The following is a 17,514-nucleotide window of genomic DNA, read 5'->3' as shown; positions in this document are numbered from 1 at the left end:
TTCGTCAGCCATGTACGCGCACAAGGGAGTTGCCATGTCCATATCGCTTGCGGAGCCGGTTCTCGACGCGGGTGTGTGGCCTCGTTCGGCGCAGGCGCTAGGGGCGGATCTCGCGGTCGGCGGGTTGCCCGCGGCCGAACTCGCCGAGCGGTTCGGGACGCCGCTGTACCTGCTGGACGAACAACACGTGCGGGACACCTGCCGGGCCTATCGCCGCGCGCTGCCCGGCGTCGAGATCGCCTACGCGGCCAAGGCGTTCCTGTGCCGCGGTCTGGTTGCCTGGCTGCGCGAGGAGGGCTTCGGGCTCGACGTCTGCTCGGCCGGGGAGTTGGAGTCGGCCGCCCTCGCCGGCATGCCCGGGGAGCGGATCATCCTGCACGGCAACGCCAAGTCGGGCGACGAACTGCGTGCGGCACTGCGCCTGGGCGTGGGGCGGATCGTGCTGGACAACCCGGCCGAGATCGCCCGGCTGGCCGCGCTGGTGGCGCCCCGGCAGCGGCAGCGGGTGATGGTGCGCGTGGTGCCCGGGATCGAGGCCGGTGCGCACCACGCGATCCGTACCGCCGGCGAGGACCAGAAGTTCGGCCTGTCCATCGCCCGGGGCGACGCCGAGGACGCGGTGCTGCGGGCGGTGGCCCAACCGCACCTCGAACTCACCGGCCTGCACTGCCACCTGGGCTCGCAGATCGGCTCGGTACGACCCTGGCTGGAGGCCATCGGCACGCTCGCCGCGTTCCTGGCCGGGCTGCGCGACCGGCACGGGATCGTACTGCCCGAGCTGAACCTGGGCGGTGGCCACGGAATCGCCTACCGGAGCGGCGAACACCCGCTGGACATCGAGTCGTTCGCGATCGACGTGCGCCGCCGGCTGGCCCGGCAGTGCGCGCTGTACGAACTGCCCGTGCCGCGCCTGATCGTCGAGCCGGGCCGGGCGATCACCGGGCCGGCCGGGGTGGCGCTGTACCGCGTGCTGGTGGTCAAGCGCACCGCGCACCGCGTGTTCGTCGCGGTGGACGGCGGCATGGCGGACAATCCCCGGCCGGCCCTGTACGGCGCGCGCACCACGGTGCGCCTGGTCGGCCGCGTCGGCGCGCCCGGCACCCGGCAGGTCACCGTGGTGGGCCGTTACTGCGAGTCGGGCGACGTGTTGGCCGCCGATGTCGAGCTGCCCGAGGACGTGCGTCCGGGCGACCTGCTCGCGATGCCGGCCGCCGGGGCGTACCAGCAGTCGATGGCCTCGACCTACAACCTGGTCGGCCGCCCCCCGGTGGTGGCCGTCCGCGCCGGCCGGGCCCGGGTCCTGCTGCGCCGCGAGGGCATCGCCGACCTGCTCGCCCGCGACGTCGCCGAGTAGGCCGGTCCGCTCGTCGTCGCCCACCCGACGCGCGCAACGGGCCGACGGGCCGGTGCGGTTCGCCCGCTCGTACGCCTCAAACCGGGTTTCGGATCGCCTCGATCGTGCTCGCGAAGTCGTCGGCGCCATGGCCCCGGGAGATCGCCCGGCCGACCACGGAGGCGACCGCTTCGAGCACGCCGACGTCGAGGCCGCGCGACCGGGCGGCGTCGACGATGTGCCCGATGCCGGCCGCTTCCATCGCCAGGTTGCCCTGGTCCCCGGGGAACTCGCCCGCGTCGATCGCGCCGGCCACCCGGGTCATGATGTCCGGCAGGATGCCGAGGATGCCCCGGGCGAACGGCAGGAACTCGCTCGCCGACACCCGATCGGCGCCGACCAGCGCGAAGGAGTGCACCAGGCCGGCGATCGTGGTGTAGAAGAGGTCCAGCAGGCCCAGGTCGTAGAGCGCGGCCAGGCCGTGATCCTCGCCCAGGAACGGGGAGTTCGGGCCGAGTACGCGCAGCGTCGCCGCGTGCTCGTCGTACCCGGACCGCGTCCCGCTGTACAGCAGGAGGCCGCCCGGGGTGCCCACGACGGAGGTCGGCACCATGACCGCGCCGTCGAGATACGCGACGCCCACGCCCGCGGCCCACTCGGCGGTGCGCCGGGCCCGCTCGGGGGTGTCCGAGGTCAGGTTGACCAGCGTGCGGCCGGCCCACATGTCGGCGTCGCCGGCCTCGGTCGCGGCGATCAGGATCGCGTCCGCGACGGCGTGGTCGGTCACGCACACGATCACCAGCGGGCTCGCGGCGACTGCGGCGGCGGGCGACTCGGCCCGCACGGCCCCGCGCGCGATCAGGGTGTCGGCGCGGGCGGGGGAGCGGTTCCAGACGGTGACCGGATGCCCGGCGGTCAGCAGCGCGCCGGCGAGCGCGGTGCCCATCGCGCCCAGGCCGAGGACGGTCACGGGGGTGGCGGGCGAGGATGCGGCGGCGGACATGTCGGTCTCATTCCATGGCGGTGACGGGAACGCGCGGCGAGACCGTCCGGGGGGCGTCGCGACCGCCCCGGGAAGCTCGGCGCGCGTTCCCGATGTTGCTCGGACACCGACCGCCGCTCAAGTACCTACGTGAAAGTCACCCACCGGATGAATGGTAAGTATCCAGGTCAGAGCCCGACCATCGGCAGCTCCGACTCGCGGACGCCGCTCGGACCCGCCTCGACGCGGTACGCCCGCGCCCGGGGGAGTTCGGTCACGAACCGGTACGGCTCGCCATCGACGAGGTGGATCGCCGCGCCGTCGTCCAGCGCGTAGCCGGGTGCGAGGGTGCCCGCCGCCACCGCCGCGTGGTAGGCCGGGCGGCGGCCGGGTTCGCCGTCGTAGTGCGGACACACGCTGCCCCGGGCCCAGCCGAGGCCGTCCGCGAGCGGGCGCAACCGAGGCCCGTAGGAGTCGGTGATCCCGCCCTCGAACCAGCACAGCGCGCCCGCGCTCAGCCCGCACACCACCAGGTCGCGCCGGGCGGCGCGGGCGCAGAGCGCGGCGTCGAGGCCGTGCAGGCGCCACAGCGCGAGCAGGTTGAGGGTGGAGCCGCCGCCGACGTAGATCACGTCCGACGCGTCCAGTACGTCGGCGAGTTCGGTGTCGGTGCGCTTGAACAGGCTCAGGTGGTCGAGCGAACAGTCCCAGGAGGCGAACGCGCCGCGAAACCGCTCGACGTAGCTGTCGGCGTCGCCGGAGGCGGTCGGTACGAAGCACACGTTGGGGCGGGCGCGGCCGGTCAGGTCGAGGACGTAGCGGTCCAGCGCCGTGGCCCCGTCGTTCATCGAGAATCCGCCGCCGCCCATGGCCACCAGGTGTGTCGTCATCGGCTCATCCTGCCGCGTGCGCGCGGCCCGCGACGAGGCATTTTCCACCGGTACGGGCGCGGGCCGACGCGCCGATCACCCGGCCCGCAGCCGGGCGGCGTCCGCCTCGGGGAGCCGGCGCACCGCCTCGCGGAACGTCACCCCGGACATCCGGGACCGGTGCGCCTCGGTCCAGGCGATCACGTAGGCCGGATCCCGCCTGGAGATCTCCCGAAGCACCCAGCCGATCGCCTTCCGGACGAAGAACTCCTTCTCGTCCAGCATCGAATCCGCGTAGCGGTCGAACCGGACCAGGTCGGGCGCGCCGGCCCGGATGCCGGGCAGCAGGGCGAGCAGCGCCGAACGGCGAACCCAGAAGTCGGCGTCGAGGGCCCAGGCGTCGGCGGTGCCGAAGTCGGCGGGCGTACGGCCCATCAGCGGACCCGCGACCTTGTCCGCGAGCATGTCCACGTACACCCAGCCGGCCGCCTCCCGGATCAGCCGCTCGATCGGCGGCAGGTCGGCGCGGGTGAGCACGCGCAGGTGGATCCGCAGCAGTTCGATCGCCGCGAAGCGGCTCTCGTGCAGCCGCCGGGCCCACAACGCCTCGACCCAGGCGAGCAGTTCGGCCCGGGTCGGCGCGGGCCGGGCACGCGTCGCGGCGGTAACCGTCTTGCGCAGCACCGGCACCGTGACGCCGAGGAAGTTGAGATCGCTCTTGAGATACGCCTTCTCGGCCTCGGCGCGTGCCGGTGTGCCGAGCGCCGCGAGGTCGGCGAGCAGGGCCGTGGTGGCTTCGTCGGGATCGAACATGGGCCCACCGTAGGCGGTGCGCGTCACGGTGCGCGGATGCGCGCGGTGGGCCGGTTCGCTTGACATGAAGTCGGCTTGAAGTTCGAGAATTCTCGCATTGCGATCGGGGGGAATGCGTCCCGGTCCGGTCCCCGTTGGCCCCGTCGGCACCGGCCCGTCCCGAATGGGCCGGCACAGAACCCAGGAGTGCACGATGCGCGCGATGCGATTGAACGAGTTCGGTCCGGCCGAGAACCTTCGCTTCGAGGAGGTGGCGACGCCGGAGCCGGGCCCCGGCGAGGTCCGCATCGCGGTCGCCGCGGCCGGGGTCCACCTGGTCGACGTGATGCTGCGCACGGGGCGGGTGGAAGGGCCGTTCCCGGAGCCGGAGTTGCCCACCACACTCGGCCGCGAGGTGGCCGGCACGGTGGATGCGGTCGGTGCCGGGGTGGATCCGACCCTGGTCGGTCGCCGCGTGGTGGCGCACCTGGGCAACCGGGGCGGCGGCTACGCGGAGTTCGCGATCGTCGATGATCAGGCCCTGCTGCCCCTGCCCGACGACCTCCCGGCCGAGGTCGCGGTGGCGATGGTCGGCACCGGGCGCACCGCGATGGGCATCCTGGAGGTGGCCGCGATCGGCGCCGACGACGTGGTGCTGGTCACCGCCGCGGCGGGCGGCCTGGGCACGCTGCTGGTCCAGGCCGCGCACCGACTCGGCGCGGTGGTGATCGGGGCGGCCGGGGGGCCCGCCAAGGTCGAGGCGGTGGCGAAGACCGGCGTCGACCTCGCGGTGGACTACAACACCCCCGACTGGGCCGAACGGGTGCGCGAGGGCCTCGGCGGGAGGCCGGTGACGGTGCTGCTGGAGAGCGTCGGCGGCGAGATCGGCCGCGCCGGGCTCGACCTGGTCGGCCGCGGCGGTCGTGTGGTGACCTATGGCTGGTCCTCGGGCGCGGCCATCGCCGACCTGGACGAGGTCGCTGCGGCGGCCGGGGTGAGCGTGGAGAACCCGCTGGGTCCGCGCATGATGAACCGTCCGGGCGGGATCAAGGCCCTCGCCGAGCAGGCGCTGGCCGCCGCCGCGGCGGGCGAACTCACCCCGGCGATCACCACGTTCCCGCTGGCCGAGGCCGCCGCCGCACACACCGCGCTGAGCGACCGGCAGACCGTCGGGAAGGTCGTGCTGATCCCCTGACGCCGCTCGATCGGCGAACGGCCGCCCCCGCCGCAGGCCCGCCGTTCGAGCGGCGGGCCGTCGCGGTGGTGCGGATCAGCCCGATGTATCCCGGTTCGCCGCGCCGATCTCCCGCTCCAACGCCGCGAGTTCCGCCTGCTCGTCGGGCGTGATCACCGCGTCGAGATCGGCGAACCCCTCGGGCTCGCGCTCGTGCGCGAGCGTGAGCAGGAGGCCCGGGCCGGGTGCACGATTCGCCGCCTGGAGCGCCGTCGTCACCGGTCGGCGCCGCTCCTCGTACCGGGCGAGCGCGTCGATCGGGTCCGCGTGTGCGGCCAATTCGTGCGCGAGCACCGCCGCGTCCAGGATCGCCTGCGCCGCGCCGTGGGCGCCCCTGGGGAAGGTCGCGTGCGCGGCGTCGCCGAGCAGGGTCACCCGCCCGTCCGACCAACTCGGCAGCGGCTCGCGGTCGATCAGCGGGTACTCGTACGCCACGTCCGCGTCGGCGATCACCGCCGGCACGTCCAGCCAGTCGAACTCCCAGTCGGCGAAATAGCCCACCACCGTGTCCGGTTCGGCCGGCCGCCGCCAGTCGCCGCGCTCGGGCGGCGGGCCGACCGACGGGCGCTCGGCGACCCAGTTCAGCAGCGCGGGCCGCTCCCCCTCGGCCGCCCGCAGCGGGTGCGCGACGAAGGTCTGCACGCCGTCCCCGGCGACGATCGTGGTGTGGCCGGTGAGCAGGTCCGGCGCGGGCGAGATCCCGCGCCACTGCACCCGGCCGTGCCAGGACGGCGGCCCCTCGCCGGGATACATCAGCGCCCGCCCGGCCGAGTCGATCCCGTCGGCCGCGATCAGCACGTCGGCCTCGTCGGTGACGATGTTCCCGTCCCGGTCGGTCAGTTCGACCGTGATCCCGGCCGCGGTTTGTGCGTATCCGCTCAGCCGCAGGCCGGTGCGCAGCGACTCGGCGCCCAGCCAGGCCAGTTGGGCGCGCACCAGGAGCATCTGCAACTCGCCGCGATGGACCGACAGGTGTGGCCAGGCGTGCCCGGCGGCCAGGCCGCGCGGCTCGGTGTGGATCCGGCCGCCGAGACGGTCGTGGTGGACCAGTTCGGTGGTGGCCACCGAGATCTCGGCGAGGTCGTCGTACAGGCCCAGCGCGGCCAGTTCGCGAACGGCGGGTGGTGGCAGGTCGATCCCGACGCCGTGCGGGCGGATCTCCTCGACCGCCTCGTACACGGTCACGTCGGCGATACCCGCCGCGTGCAGACTCAGGGCGGTGGCCAGCCCACCGATGCCGGCTCCGGCGACGACAACGCGCACGAGTGCCCCTGTACAGGTGGAAGGGATGTTGTCGCACGCAGGGTACGCGTCGACCGCACTCGCCCGTTCGGGGGGTGTCGCCGAACCGTGTCGCGGATCGTGCGCGCGGGGGCCCGGACGGCGGAGCATAACGGGACGCACGGGCCGCAAGGCGGCGAGAATCGGTACATGGCCATCGCTTCGAGCAACCGCGCGAACCCCTCCGGATCCCCCGAACCCCGTCCCGACCTGCCCGAACTCCCTTATGCGGCATGGGCGGACACCCTGGACACACTGCACCTGTTCGCGCAGATCGTGGGCAAGGTGAAGCTGGCCGCGAGCCATCCGCAGAATCACTGGTGGAACATCACCTTCACGGTCGACGCCCGCGGCCTGACCACCCGCCGGTTGAACGTGGCCGGGATCGCCTTCGACATCGCGTTCGACTTCATCGACCATCGTGTGGTCTTTCGTACCGATCGCGGCGAGGTGCGCGAGATCGCGCTCGTGGACGGGCTGAGCGTGGCCGCGTTCGACCTCGCCGTCCACGGCGTGCTCGCCGACCTCGGGATCGACGTACCGCTGCTGGAGAAACCCTTCGGGGTGCCGCACCTGACCACGCCGTTTCGCGAGGACACCGGGCACTGCACCTATCAGGCCGAGTACGCGCAGCGGTTCTGGCGCGTCCTGACCTGGTCGGCGGACGTGTTCGAGGAGTTCATGGGTTGGTTCGACGGCAAGAGCTCGCCGGTCCAGCTGTTCTGGCACTCCTTCGACCTCGCGCTCACCCGCTTCTCCGGCAAGCGGGTCGATCCGCCGATGAGCGGGGTCGACCCGGTCACCGCCGAGGCGTACTCGCACGAGGTGATCTCGTTCGGCTTCTGGGCGGGTGACCCGACCGTCACCTATCCCGCCTACTACTCGTATGCCGCGCCCAAACCGGACGGTGTCGAACGGCAACCACTGTCCCCGCGCGAGGCGGTCTGGCTGCCGGACGGTTCGCGCTCCACGTTGGAATACGACGTGGTCCGCCTGGCCGAGGACCCGCGCCGCACCCTGCTCGGCTACCTCCAGTCCAACTTCGCCGCGAGCGCGACCCTGGCCGGCTGGCCGACCGACGAACTGCGCTCCAACTGGTGCCCCACCAGCGAGCACCTGCGGGCGCTGGCGCGGGCCGGGCTGTGAGCGGCGGGCCGGCTCAGAAGCGGCCCCCGGCCCGCCTGCGCAGATCGCGCCGCCGCGCCTCGCGGACCAGGGCGAAGCCGAGGACCACGGCCACCACCACGACCGAGGACAACAGCTGTGGCCGGGCGTCGGCGTCGAACAACATCAGGATCGACACCGCCGCGAGCGCGAGCATCACGAACCAGGTCAGATACGGAAAGCCCCACATTCGGATGATCAGCCGCTCCGGATCCTCACGCTCCATCCGCCGGCGCAACACCAGCTGCGCGGCGGCGATGGCGAACCAGACGAAGAGCAACATCGCGCCGACCGAGTTCAGCAGGTGCTTGAACACCTGCTCGGGCCACCACACGTTGAGCAGCGCGGCGAGGAAGCCGAACGCCGAGGAGGCCAGCACCGCCGTCCGCGGCACCCCGTTGCCGGCGAGCCGGGACAACCCGCGCGGACCCTCGCCGCGCCGGGACAGCGAGAAGGCCATTCGGGACGCGCCGTACAACATCGAGTTCAGCGCGGACAGCAGCGCGGTGAACACCACGACGTCCATCACGTGGGCCGCGCCCGGGATGCCGATGTCCTCCAGGACGGACACGTACGGGCTGCCCAGCCGGTCCGAGTCCCACGGGAGCAGCGTGGCGATGACCGCCACCGAGCCGATGTAGAACAGCAGGATGCGCCAGACCGCCGTGCGCACCGCGCGGGCCACGTTGCGGGTGGGGTCGTCCGACTCGGCGGCGGCGATGGTGACGATCTCCAGGCCGCCGAAGGAGAAGGCGACCGCGAGCAGGCCGGCGATCACCCCGTCCCAGCCGTTGGGCAGGAAGCCGCCGTTGCCGGTGAGGTTGTCGAGCCCCGGGGGATCGGTGTCCGGCAGCCATCCCACGATGGCCAGCACACCCAGCACCAGGAAGCCGACGATGGCCGAGACCTTGATCGTCGCGAACCAGAACTCGGTCTCGCCGAAGGACCGCACCGTGAGCAGGTTCGCGCCGGTGAACACCAGCATGATCACCAGCGAGAAGACCCAGATCGGTACACCCGGCACCCACCCGTGCGCGATCGCCGCCGCTCCCGACGCCTCGACGGCGAGCACGATGGTGACCATCCACCAGTACAGCCAGCCGACGGTGAAACCGGCCCACCGCCCGAACGCGGCTCCGGCGTATTCGGAGAACGAGCCGCTGCGCGGGACGGCCGCGGCCATCTCGCCGAGCATCCGCATCACCAGCAACACCAGGACCGAGGCCAGCGCGTAGGAGATCAGGATGCCGGGGCCGGCGGTGTGGATGCCGGCGCCGGTGCCGACGAACAGGCCCGCGCCGATCGCGCCGCCGAGCGCGAGCATGGTCATGTGGCGGGGCTTGAGGGCGTGGCCGAGGTGATGGGTGCCGGCGGGGGCGGGGTGGGCCGAGGCGGGGCCGGGTGGGGCGGCCTCGCCTGCGGTGTTCGCGGTGCCCGAGATGTCAGGGGTGTCTGGGTTGCTCATGGTTGGCGCTGATCCTGGGGACGGGAACGGGCGTGCGGACGGTCAGTATGGCCTAGCCCACATCGTTCCCGGCAAACCCGGACAACCCCGCGATGTTCGAGCGCCCGTCCCGGCCTCGGCGTTGCCCCCTCACGCCTCCCGGGCGTCGATCGCGGCGAAGTCGGGCTCGCGGCGCTCGGCGAAGGCGGTCAGCGCCTCGATGTTGGCGGGGCTGCCGAGCAGTCGGCCGAAGGCCGCGTCCTCGCGGCGGCGGGCCCGGGCGATCGTGTCCCCGAGGCCGTCCAGGACGGTGCGCTTGGCCTCGATCAGCGACGGGATCGACTTGGCGGCCAGGATCCGGGCGTGCCGCATGGTCACCGCCATCAGCTCGTCGGCCGGACAGACCTTGAACACCAGACCCATCTCCAGGCACTCCGCGGCGCTCAGCCACTCGCTGCTCAGCAGCGCCCACATCGCGTTCTGCCGGCCGATCAGCTGCGGGAAGGTCACGCTGCTGCCCGCCTCCGGGGCGACCGCGAGTGAGGTGAACGGGCACTTGAGCCGGGCGGTGTCGGCCATGAAGGCGAGATCGGCGAAGCCCAGGATGGTCGCCCCGATGCCGAGCCCGAGTCCGTTGACCGCGACCAGGAACGGCTTGGGGAACGCCTGGATGTGATCGACCATGCCGCCGAAGCCGTGTCGGCCCTTGACCTTGGTGCCGCTGTTGAGCTGCGCCATCTCGATCAGGTCGGTCCCCGCCGAGAAGGCCCGACCTGCGCCGGTGAGCACCACGACGGCCACCGCGGGGTCGGCGGCGGCCTCGATGAGCGCGTCGGCGGTCGCGTCGTACAGCGCCTCGTTGAACGCGTTCAGCGCCTCGGGACGGTCGAGGGTGAGGGTCCGGACGCGGTCGGCGTCCTCGATCCGGATCACGGGTGCTCCTGGTGACGGGGTGGGGTGGATGCGGTCTCGGGTTCGATGGACAGGAAACCTTACTTAGTTGACCGAGTCAAGTGTCTCGGCGATCGGGTGGTCGCGGCACTTCGAATGGGTCGGTTGTCCCGTGCTTCACGTGCGTAACGGCCCGGTGACGTGGGAAAGTCCTCGGACGGTACGTCGGGAATACGGAATGCCGCGCATATCGGGTCTTGATCCATAGCCGCTAAGGAGCCGTCGTGGAGTTCGACGTCGTTGTGGAAATTCCTGCGGGCAGTCGGAACAAGTACGAGATGGATCGCCGCACGGGACGCGTCAGGCTCGACCGCATGTTGTTCACGTCCACCGCCTATCCCGCCGACTACGGCTTCGTACATCGCACCCTGGGCGGCGACGGCGGCCCGCTCGACGTGCTGGTGCTGCTGGATGAACCGACCTTCCCGGGCTGTGTGATTCGTTGTCGCACGGTCGGGATGTTCGTGATGAGCGACGAGAACGGTCCGGACGAGAAGGTGTTGTGTGTACCTGCCCGCGATCCGCGGCGGCACGCGATACAGGACATCGCCGATGTGCCGGCCTTCCAGTTGAACGAGATCGCGCACTTCTTCGAGGTGTACAAGGACCTCGAACGCGGCAAATCGGTGGAGGGTTCGCACTGGGAGGGGCGGGACGCCGCGGAGAAGGAGATCGTGGCGGCGTATGAGCGGCGCGAACTGGACGCGGGGGAGTGGCCGTTCGAGGGGCGGTGAGGGCGCGGACGAGCCGACCCGACCGGGGACGGTCGGGTCGGCCGCGCGGGGTGCTTCGAGGGGCTACGCCCGGTGTACGACGCGGCCCGCGACCACCGTCGCGGTGATGGGGAGTTCCGGTAGGTCGTCGGGTGGGCAGGTCAGCGGGTCGCCGCCGAATACGGTCAGGTCGGCCCGGCAGCCGACGGCGATCCGGCCGGCCATTCTCTCCTCGCCCGCCGCGTAGGCCGCCTGCGTGGTGTAGCCGGCCAGGGCCTGGCGGGCGGTGAGGCCGGCCGAGGCCCCGTACGCGACGCGGTCGATCTCGCCCGCCGGGCGCCGCAGTTGGGCACCGGCCAGGGTGCGCCGCGGGTCGAACGCGGCGACCGGCCAGTCCGAGCCGAGCGCGACGTGCCCGCCGGCGGCCAGGATGTCCGCGCAGCGCCAGGCCCGGGCGGCCCGCTCCGGGCCCACCCGGCGCGACCAGTTGTCGGAGTGGTCCGGCAACGACCAGTCCATGTGCGTCGGTTGCATCGACGCCACCACGTCGAGCGCGGCGAAGCGCGGTACGTCGGCGTCGCTCAACACCTCGGCGTGCTCGATGCGATGCCGGGTGCCGAACGGCGCGGTGTGCTCGGCGTATACGTCCAGGGCGCGGGCCACCGCCCGGTCGCCGATCGCGTGTGTCCAGGCCGGCAGGCCCGCGCGGGCGGCGATGGCGACGGCATCGGCGTAGCGGTCGAAGTCCTTCCACTGGGATCGGTGCGACTGGCCGCAGCAGTCCGGCTCGTGCAGCCACGCGCCGCCGCCGTCGATCGCGCCGTCGGCGAAGAACTTGATCGCCGCGAGCCTGACCAGCGCGTCCGGCCCGCCCAGGGACCGCAGTTCGCCGATGCGCTGGGCCAGGTTGTCCACCTCGCCCGGCGGACACCACGGCGCGAGGTGTACCCGCATGCTCAGCCGCCGCTCGGCGTCGAGGCCCGCGAGCGTGTCGACCGTGCCCGGCGCGTCGTCGAGGATGTGTACGCCGGTGACCCCGTGTCGGTTCTGTTCGGCGAACAACTCCTCGACCCGGGCCAGCATTTCGCCGCGCGGCATCGGCGGTACCGCGCGGTAGCCCAGGAAGCACGCGGTCATCTCGTGCAACTCGCCGGTCGGACCACGCTCGTCGCAGACGATCTCGCTCCGGTCCGCGAACTCGCGCGGCCCGGTCAGCCCGGCCAGGCGCAGCGCGGCCGTGCTCAGCAGCGCGGTGTGGCTGTCCGCCATCCAGACGAACGCGGGCCGACCGGCCACGGCGGCGTCGATCAGGTCGCGGTGGATGGCCCGACCGGCGAACGCCGCGTACTCGCCGCCGAAACCGACCACCCAGTCGTCCGGACCGCACGGCGCGGCCTGTTCGGCGAGGCGGCGCTGCACCTCGGCCAGGGTGACCGCGCCGACCAGGTCGGCCCCGCGGGTGCTGCCGGCGCCCATCACGGAGTGCTGGTGACAATCCGTCAGGCCGGGAGTGACGGTGTGTCCGGTCGCCTCGATCACCTCGGTACGCGGGCCGATCAGCGCCCGGGCGTCGGCGCCGAGCGCGACGATCACCCCGTCCCGGACGGCGATCGTGTCCGTGACCGGTCGGTCCCGATCCATGGTCAGTACGTGCGCGTCCGGGACGACGAGGTCGGCGGTGGTCATGCGGTGCTCTCCACGGGGGTCGAGGGTTCGGGATCGGTGCCGCCGTCGGCGAAGCTCACGCTGATCCGCACCTTGTCCTGGGGGCGCTTGATCAGCAGGTACAGCACGCCGGTGCCGACCACAATGGCGATGCCGATGACGGCGGCCCACACCTGGTAGGCGGGGGCGTCCGGCGGCGCGAGGATCCTGCGCGGCCAGGCGATGTTCACGAATTCGAAGGCGAGCCAGGCGACGGCGAGCACGTTCAGCGGGGTGCCCCACCGGCCGAGCCGGACCAGTCCCGCGGGTGTCCAGGTGCCGCGCACTCGGGCGATCAGCGCGGCCACCGCGATCAGCAGGAACTGGAGGTAGATGGCGGCGCTGCCGAAGGTGATCAGGCTGCCGATCGCGGAGCTGTCCAGCGCGAGGAGCAGGGCCGAGCAGCTGATCGCCGAGGTGATCAGCAGCGCGCCCACCGGGGCCTGGCGCCTGTTGATCTTTCGCAGTGCGCGCGAGGCGGGCAGTACGTCGTCGCGGGAGACCGAGTACACCGCGCGGGCGGCGGACGCCTGGGAGGCGAGCGCGCACGCGATGAAGGCGATGATCACCACCACCACGAAGGGTTTGGCCGACCACGAGCCGAACGAGTTCACCACCGCGGTGGTGACCGGGTCCAAGTCCTCGCCGTGCACCACCTTGGCCGGGTCGGGATGGGCCAACTGCACGGCGAAGGCGTTCAGTACGACCAGGCCGCCGACGCTGGTCAGCGTCCACCAGATCGCGCGGGGCACCTGCCGGGCGGCGTCCCTGGTCTCCTCGGAGGAGGCCACGCACGCGTCGAAGCCGATGAAGGCCCAGCCGCCGACCGCGAGCACGGTGAGCAGCGCCGAGGGGGTCGAGCCCCCGGACAGTGCCTGTGCGCCCATCGTCTCGGTGAGGATGCCGAACCCGTTCTCCCGGAAGAGCAGCAGTAGCGCCAGACCCACGCCGAGCGAGGCCACCGCCTCGGCCGCGATGCCGGCGGCGAGGACCAGGCGCAGTACGTCGATGCCGAGCACGTTGACGGCGGTACAGCAGAGCAGGAAGGTCGCGGCCACCGCGACGATTCGGCCGGGGGTGGGCTCGGCGTCGAACAGGGCGAAGAACCAGGGTGCGCCGAGATAGACGATCGTGGTGTTGGCGAACACCACCGCGCACAGCGCCACCCATCCGGCGAGCCACGCGTAGGTGGGCCCGAGCAGGCGACGGGCCCACTGGTAGGCGCCGCCGGCGATCGGATACTGCGAGGCCAGCTCGGAGTACACGCACATCAGCAGCGCCTGGCCGAGCAGCGCCACCAGGAGCACCCACACCCAGGCTGGGCCGGCGACGGTGGCGCCGACCTGGACGACGGCGTACAGGCCCACCACGGGGGAGACCGTCGCGAAGCCGATGGCGAGGTTGCCCAGCACGCCGAGACCGCGCTTGAGCTCCTGCTCGTAGCCCAGCTCGCCGAGCCGTGCGGCGTCGTGGTCGGGCGCCTTGCCGGTGGGGGTCGGTGGGCGAGAAGTGCCGTGGTTCATCGGGACCTCGCAACGGGAGCGAATAAAACTTACTTAGTTAGTTTGAGGACCATAGCCTCCGGCCGGGTGCAGGGGAAGAGGTCGATTCCGGCTAGGTTGGCGACGCGGAGTGACCGACGACGGCGCTCGCGAACGGCACGAGGTGAGCGCACGATGGGTCGACCCAACCGCCCCAAACTCGATCGGGAACTGATCGCCCGCGCGGCGGTGGATCTCGTCGACGAACACGGCATGGGTGCGCTCACCATGCGGGCGCTGGCCGGCCGGTTGGACGTGCGGGGGCCGTCGCTGTACAACCACGTGTCGTCGAAGGAGGAACTGCTCGACGCGATCACCGTGGTGATCACGAGGGAGATAGACCGCGCCCCGCTGGACGACCCGGACTGGCGGGTCGGCATCACCGCCTTCGCTCGCGGCTACCGCGCCGCGTACCTGCGCCACCCAGACGCGCTCCCGGTGATCGCCCGCCGACCGGTGTCCACGGAGCAGGCCCTGTCGGCCTACGACGCCGTCGCCCGCACGCTGATCCGGATCGGCCTCCCCGCGGCGGAGGCGGCCGAATTCTCGGCGGCGCTCGACTACCTCGTGGTCGGGTCGGTGATCGAGACGTACGAGGAGGGCTTCACCCGGCCGGCCGAGGAGTACAGGGCCGAGTACCCGTCACTGGCCCGTTCCCTGGCCGCCGGCGACCGCGACACCCTCAACACCCGCGGCTTCGACACGGGCCTGCGACTCCTCCTGGACGGCCTGGCCGCCCGCCTGGAGAACTGACCCCGCGGGCCGCCGGTCGTTGCGGCCGGGTGGGGGGCCGTGGTGTCGGGGCGGGAGCCGTGGCGTCGGCGTCGGGCGCGGGGCGTTGACACCGTTGTATTGAATGCCGTTCAATCTGGATTGAACGGCATTCAATACGGAGGTTCGTATGCGGCTGACGCCCACCGAGCGGGATCGGTTGCTGATCTTCACAGCCGCCGAGTTGGCCCGGGCGCGGCGTGCCCGGGGGCTGCTTTTGAACGTGCCCGAGGCAGCCGCGTTGATCGCGGACACGGTGTGTGAGGCGGCTCGGGACGGGGCGCGGCTCGCCGACGCCATCGAGGCCGGGCGGTCGGTGCTCGGTGTCGCCGACGTGTTGCCCGGGGTGGTGGACGTGTTGGCCGACGTCAAGGTCGAGGCGGTGTTCGACGACGCGACGCGACTGGCCGTGGTGACCGACCCGTTTCGCTCCGGCGAGGGTCGGCCGGTCGGTGCGGGTGAGGTGCACTGTCACGGGCACGGTTCGCGCTCGGGGGCGGTCGCGGCGCCGGTGTCCGGGCCCGGCTCGTTGGGGGACGACGCGCCGGGGGCGGTGATTCCCGGTGGGCCCGCGGTCGACCCGTACGTGGACGCCGACTTGGTCTTCGTGCCGGTGACCAATACGTCCGAGGTGCCGATCAGCGTCACCTCGCACTTCCACTTCTTCGAGACCAACCCGCGCCTGCGCTTCGACCGGGCGGCGGGGTACGGCCGTCGGTTGGCCATCCCGGCCGGTTCCACCGTGCGGTTCGATCCGGGCGCGACGGTCGAGGTACGGCTGGTGCCGATCGCCGGCGCGCGGGTCGCGATCGGCTTCGCGGGGCTGGTGGACGGGCCGTTGGACGCGCCGGGTGCGCGTGAGGAGGCGCTGCGTCGGGCGCACGCGTGCGGGTATCTGGGTGCGGAGCCTGTCGGCGGCGCGGCTTCGGGCTCCGGGTTGGATCCGGCGGCGGGTTCCGGGGATGCGGCGGGCTCCGATGTGACGTGGGGTTTCGGCGACGGTGGGGAGCGGGGTGCGCTGTGAGTGGCGGTGGTGATGTGATGGATCCGCGTGACTACGCGTCCACGTACGGGCCGCGGGCCGGGGATCGGATGCGGCTCGGGGATTCCGGGCTGGTGATCGAGATCGAGCACGACTCGGCGCTGCCGGGTGACGAGTTTCTCGCGGGCTTCGGCAAGACCGCCCGGGACGGGCTGCATCTGCGGGCGATTCCGGTGCGCGACACCTGCGACGTGGTGATCTCCAACGTCGTGGTGATCGATGCGATCCAGGGCATTCGCAAGGTTTCGATCGGCATTCGCGAGGGGCGGATCGCCTCGATCGGGCGGGCCGGCAACCCGGACACCCAGGACGGCGTCGAGGTGGTCGTCGGCACCGGCACCACGATCGTCAGCGGCGAGGGGCTGATCGCCACCGCCGGCGCGATCGACACGCACGTGCACCTGCTTTCGCCGCGGATCATGGAGGCGTCGCTGGCCTCCGGAGTGACCACGCTGGTCGGCCAGGAGTTCGGGCCGGTCTGGGGTGTCGGGGTGAACTCGCCGTGGGCGCTGCGGAACGCGTTCGCGGCGTTCGATGCCTGGCCGGTCAACATCGCCTTCCTGGCCCGCGGTTCGTCGTCGGGTCGGGGGCCGCTGGACGAGGCGTTGATCGAGGGCGGGGCGTCCGGCTTCAAGGTGCACGAGGACATGGGCGCGCACGCCCGAGCCCTGGACACCGCGCTGCGGGTGGCCGAAGACCACGACGTACAGGTCGCGTTGCACACCGACGGCCTCAACGAGTGCCTGTCCGTGGACGACACGCTCTCCGTGCTGGACGGGCGCACGATCCACGCGTACCACATCGAGGGTTGCGGCGGCGGCCACGTGCCGAACGTGATGCGGATGGCCGGGGTGGCCAACGTGATCGGCTCTTCGACCAACCCGACGCTGCCCTTCGGGCGGGACGCGCTCGGCGAGCACTTCGGCATGATCGTCTCCGCGCACGGGCTCAAGACCGATCTGCCGGGCGACGCCGCGATGGCCCGGGACCGCATTCGGGCCGGGACGATGGGCGCCGAGGACGTACTGCACGACCTCGGGGTCATCCCGATCACCTCGTCGGACGCGCAGGGCATGGGGCGTGCGGGGGAGACCGTGCGGCGGACGTTCGCGATGGCCGGGAAGATGAAGCTGGAGCGCGGCGCCGAGCACGAACGGCACGACAACGCACGGGTCATGCGCTATATCGCCAAGCTCACCATCAACCCGGCGATCGCGCACGGCCTCGCGCACGAGGTCGGCTCGATCGAGGTGGGCAAGATGGCCGACATCGTGTTGTGGCAGCCGCAATGGTTCGGCGCGAAGCCGCAGTTGGTGCTCAAGAGCGGATTCCCGGCGTACGGCGTGGTGGGCGATCCGAACGCCTCCACCGACAACTGCGAACCGCTGGTCCTGGGTCCGCAGTTCGGCGCGCACGGGGCGGCGCCGGCCGAGTTGTCGGTGGCGTTCACCTCGCAGGCCGCGGCGGCCACGGGCGGCGACCTGATGCCGACCCGGCGGCGCCGGGTGGGCGTACGGGGCACTCGGGGAATCGGCCCCGCGGCGATGATCCACAACAACCGCCTGGCGGAGGTCCGGGTCGCCGCGGACACCGGTCTGGTGACGATGGACGGCGAGCCCGTGATGTCGGAGGCCGCCGAATCGGTGTCGTTGAACCGGCTGTATTTCCTGTAGCGGTCGTAGGTCCCGTGGTT

At 72.0% G+C, this 17,514-nt stretch carries 15 protein-coding genes; 7 read left to right on the top strand and 8 right to left on the bottom strand.

The window, feature by feature from the left end; genetic code table 11:
* The first annotated feature begins 34 nt into the window (after positions 1–34).
* A complete protein-coding gene (lysA, locus tag ACFXKZ_RS39055; protein ID WP_380008274.1) occupies positions 35–1,354 on the top strand; it encodes a diaminopimelate decarboxylase in 1,320 nt (439 codons plus the stop codon).
* A 76-nt stretch (positions 1,355–1,430) separates the two neighbouring features.
* On the opposite strand, the gene ACFXKZ_RS39050 is transcribed toward lysA, so the two are convergent.
* From ACFXKZ_RS39050 to ACFXKZ_RS39040, 3 genes are all read right to left on the bottom strand, one after another.
* A complete protein-coding gene (locus ACFXKZ_RS39050) occupies positions 1,431–2,336 on the bottom strand; it encodes an NAD(P)-dependent oxidoreductase (protein ID WP_380008272.1) in 906 nt (301 codons plus the stop codon).
* Positions 2,337–2,503: 167 nt separating this feature from the next.
* Positions 2,504–3,205, bottom strand: a complete 702-nt coding sequence (locus tag ACFXKZ_RS39045; protein WP_380008269.1) for a Type 1 glutamine amidotransferase-like domain-containing protein — start codon at positions 3,203–3,205, stop codon at positions 2,504–2,506.
* A 75-nt stretch (positions 3,206–3,280) separates the two neighbouring features.
* Complete coding sequence (locus tag ACFXKZ_RS39040; RefSeq protein WP_380008266.1) at positions 3,281–3,997, bottom strand: DNA alkylation repair protein; 717 nt, start codon at positions 3,995–3,997, stop codon at positions 3,281–3,283.
* Positions 3,998–4,190: 193 nt separating this feature from the next.
* Here ACFXKZ_RS39040 and ACFXKZ_RS39035 point away from each other — a divergent pair, with 193 nt between their 5' ends.
* Positions 4,191–5,171: a zinc-binding dehydrogenase gene (locus ACFXKZ_RS39035; RefSeq protein ID WP_380008263.1), complete on the top strand. Its 981-nt coding sequence runs from the start codon at positions 4,191–4,193 to the stop codon at positions 5,169–5,171.
* A 75-nt stretch (positions 5,172–5,246) separates the two neighbouring features.
* Here ACFXKZ_RS39035 and ACFXKZ_RS39030 read toward each other — a convergent pair whose 3' ends face one another.
* Positions 5,247–6,473: an FAD-dependent monooxygenase gene (locus ACFXKZ_RS39030; protein ID WP_380008260.1), complete on the bottom strand. Its 1,227-nt coding sequence runs from the start codon at positions 6,471–6,473 to the stop codon at positions 5,247–5,249.
* A 168-nt stretch (positions 6,474–6,641) separates the two neighbouring features.
* On the opposite strand from ACFXKZ_RS39030, the gene ACFXKZ_RS39025 reads away from it, so the two are divergent.
* Positions 6,642–7,637, top strand: coding sequence for a DUF5996 family protein (locus tag ACFXKZ_RS39025; RefSeq protein WP_380008256.1), 996 nt, complete (start codon positions 6,642–6,644; stop codon positions 7,635–7,637).
* 13 nt (positions 7,638–7,650) lie between these two features.
* Here the strand turns inward: ACFXKZ_RS39025 and ACFXKZ_RS39020 are convergent, their stop codons facing one another.
* Together ACFXKZ_RS39020 and ACFXKZ_RS39015 are read right to left on the bottom strand one after the other, a co-directional pair.
* Positions 7,651–9,120, bottom strand: coding sequence for an amino acid permease (locus ACFXKZ_RS39020; protein ID WP_380008253.1), 1,470 nt, complete (start codon positions 9,118–9,120; stop codon positions 7,651–7,653).
* 129 nt (positions 9,121–9,249) lie between these two features.
* Positions 9,250–10,032 (bottom strand): enoyl-CoA hydratase/isomerase family protein, encoded by a 783-nt coding sequence (locus ACFXKZ_RS39015; protein ID WP_380008250.1) that lies wholly within the window; start codon positions 10,030–10,032, stop codon positions 9,250–9,252.
* A 242-nt stretch (positions 10,033–10,274) separates the two neighbouring features.
* Between ACFXKZ_RS39015 and ACFXKZ_RS39010 the strand changes: the two genes are divergently transcribed.
* Positions 10,275–10,784, top strand: a complete 510-nt coding sequence (locus ACFXKZ_RS39010; protein WP_380008247.1) for an inorganic diphosphatase — start codon at positions 10,275–10,277, stop codon at positions 10,782–10,784.
* A 63-nt stretch (positions 10,785–10,847) separates the two neighbouring features.
* Here ACFXKZ_RS39010 and ACFXKZ_RS39005 read toward each other — a convergent pair whose 3' ends face one another.
* Together ACFXKZ_RS39005 and ACFXKZ_RS39000 are read right to left on the bottom strand one after the other, a co-directional pair.
* On the bottom strand, positions 10,848–12,449 hold the full coding sequence (locus ACFXKZ_RS39005; RefSeq protein ID WP_380008245.1) for an amidohydrolase: 1,602 nt from the start codon (positions 12,447–12,449) through the stop codon (positions 10,848–10,850).
* A complete protein-coding gene (locus ACFXKZ_RS39000) occupies positions 12,446–13,990 on the bottom strand; it encodes an APC family permease (protein WP_380008242.1) in 1,545 nt (514 codons plus the stop codon). Before ACFXKZ_RS39000 ends, ACFXKZ_RS39005 begins: the two co-directional genes overlap by 4 nt.
* 153 nt (positions 13,991–14,143) lie before the next feature.
* Between ACFXKZ_RS39000 and ACFXKZ_RS38995 the strand changes: the two genes are divergently transcribed.
* The 3 genes from ACFXKZ_RS38995 (at position 14,144) to ACFXKZ_RS38985 (ending at position 17,494) form a co-directional block, all read left to right on the top strand.
* The gene (locus tag ACFXKZ_RS38995; RefSeq protein ID WP_380008239.1) at positions 14,144–14,761 is read left to right on the top strand and encodes a TetR/AcrR family transcriptional regulator C-terminal domain-containing protein; all 618 of its coding nucleotides are present in this window, start codon (positions 14,144–14,146) and stop codon (positions 14,759–14,761) included.
* Positions 14,762–14,909: 148 nt separating this feature from the next.
* Positions 14,910–15,803: an urease subunit gamma gene (gene ureA, locus ACFXKZ_RS38990; protein ID WP_380008236.1), complete on the top strand. Its 894-nt coding sequence runs from the start codon at positions 14,910–14,912 to the stop codon at positions 15,801–15,803.
* A gap of 17 nt (positions 15,804–15,820) precedes the next feature.
* Positions 15,821–17,494 (top strand): urease subunit alpha, encoded by a 1,674-nt coding sequence (locus ACFXKZ_RS38985; protein WP_380008233.1) that lies wholly within the window; start codon positions 15,821–15,823, stop codon positions 17,492–17,494.
* Positions 17,495–17,514 lie beyond the last annotated feature (20 nt).

The sequence above is a fragment of the Embleya sp. NPDC059237 genome (assembly GCF_042754105.1).
Taxonomy (GTDB): domain Bacteria; phylum Actinomycetota; class Actinomycetes; order Streptomycetales; family Streptomycetaceae; genus Embleya.
This window is presented reverse-complemented; position numbering and strand designations above follow the sequence as displayed.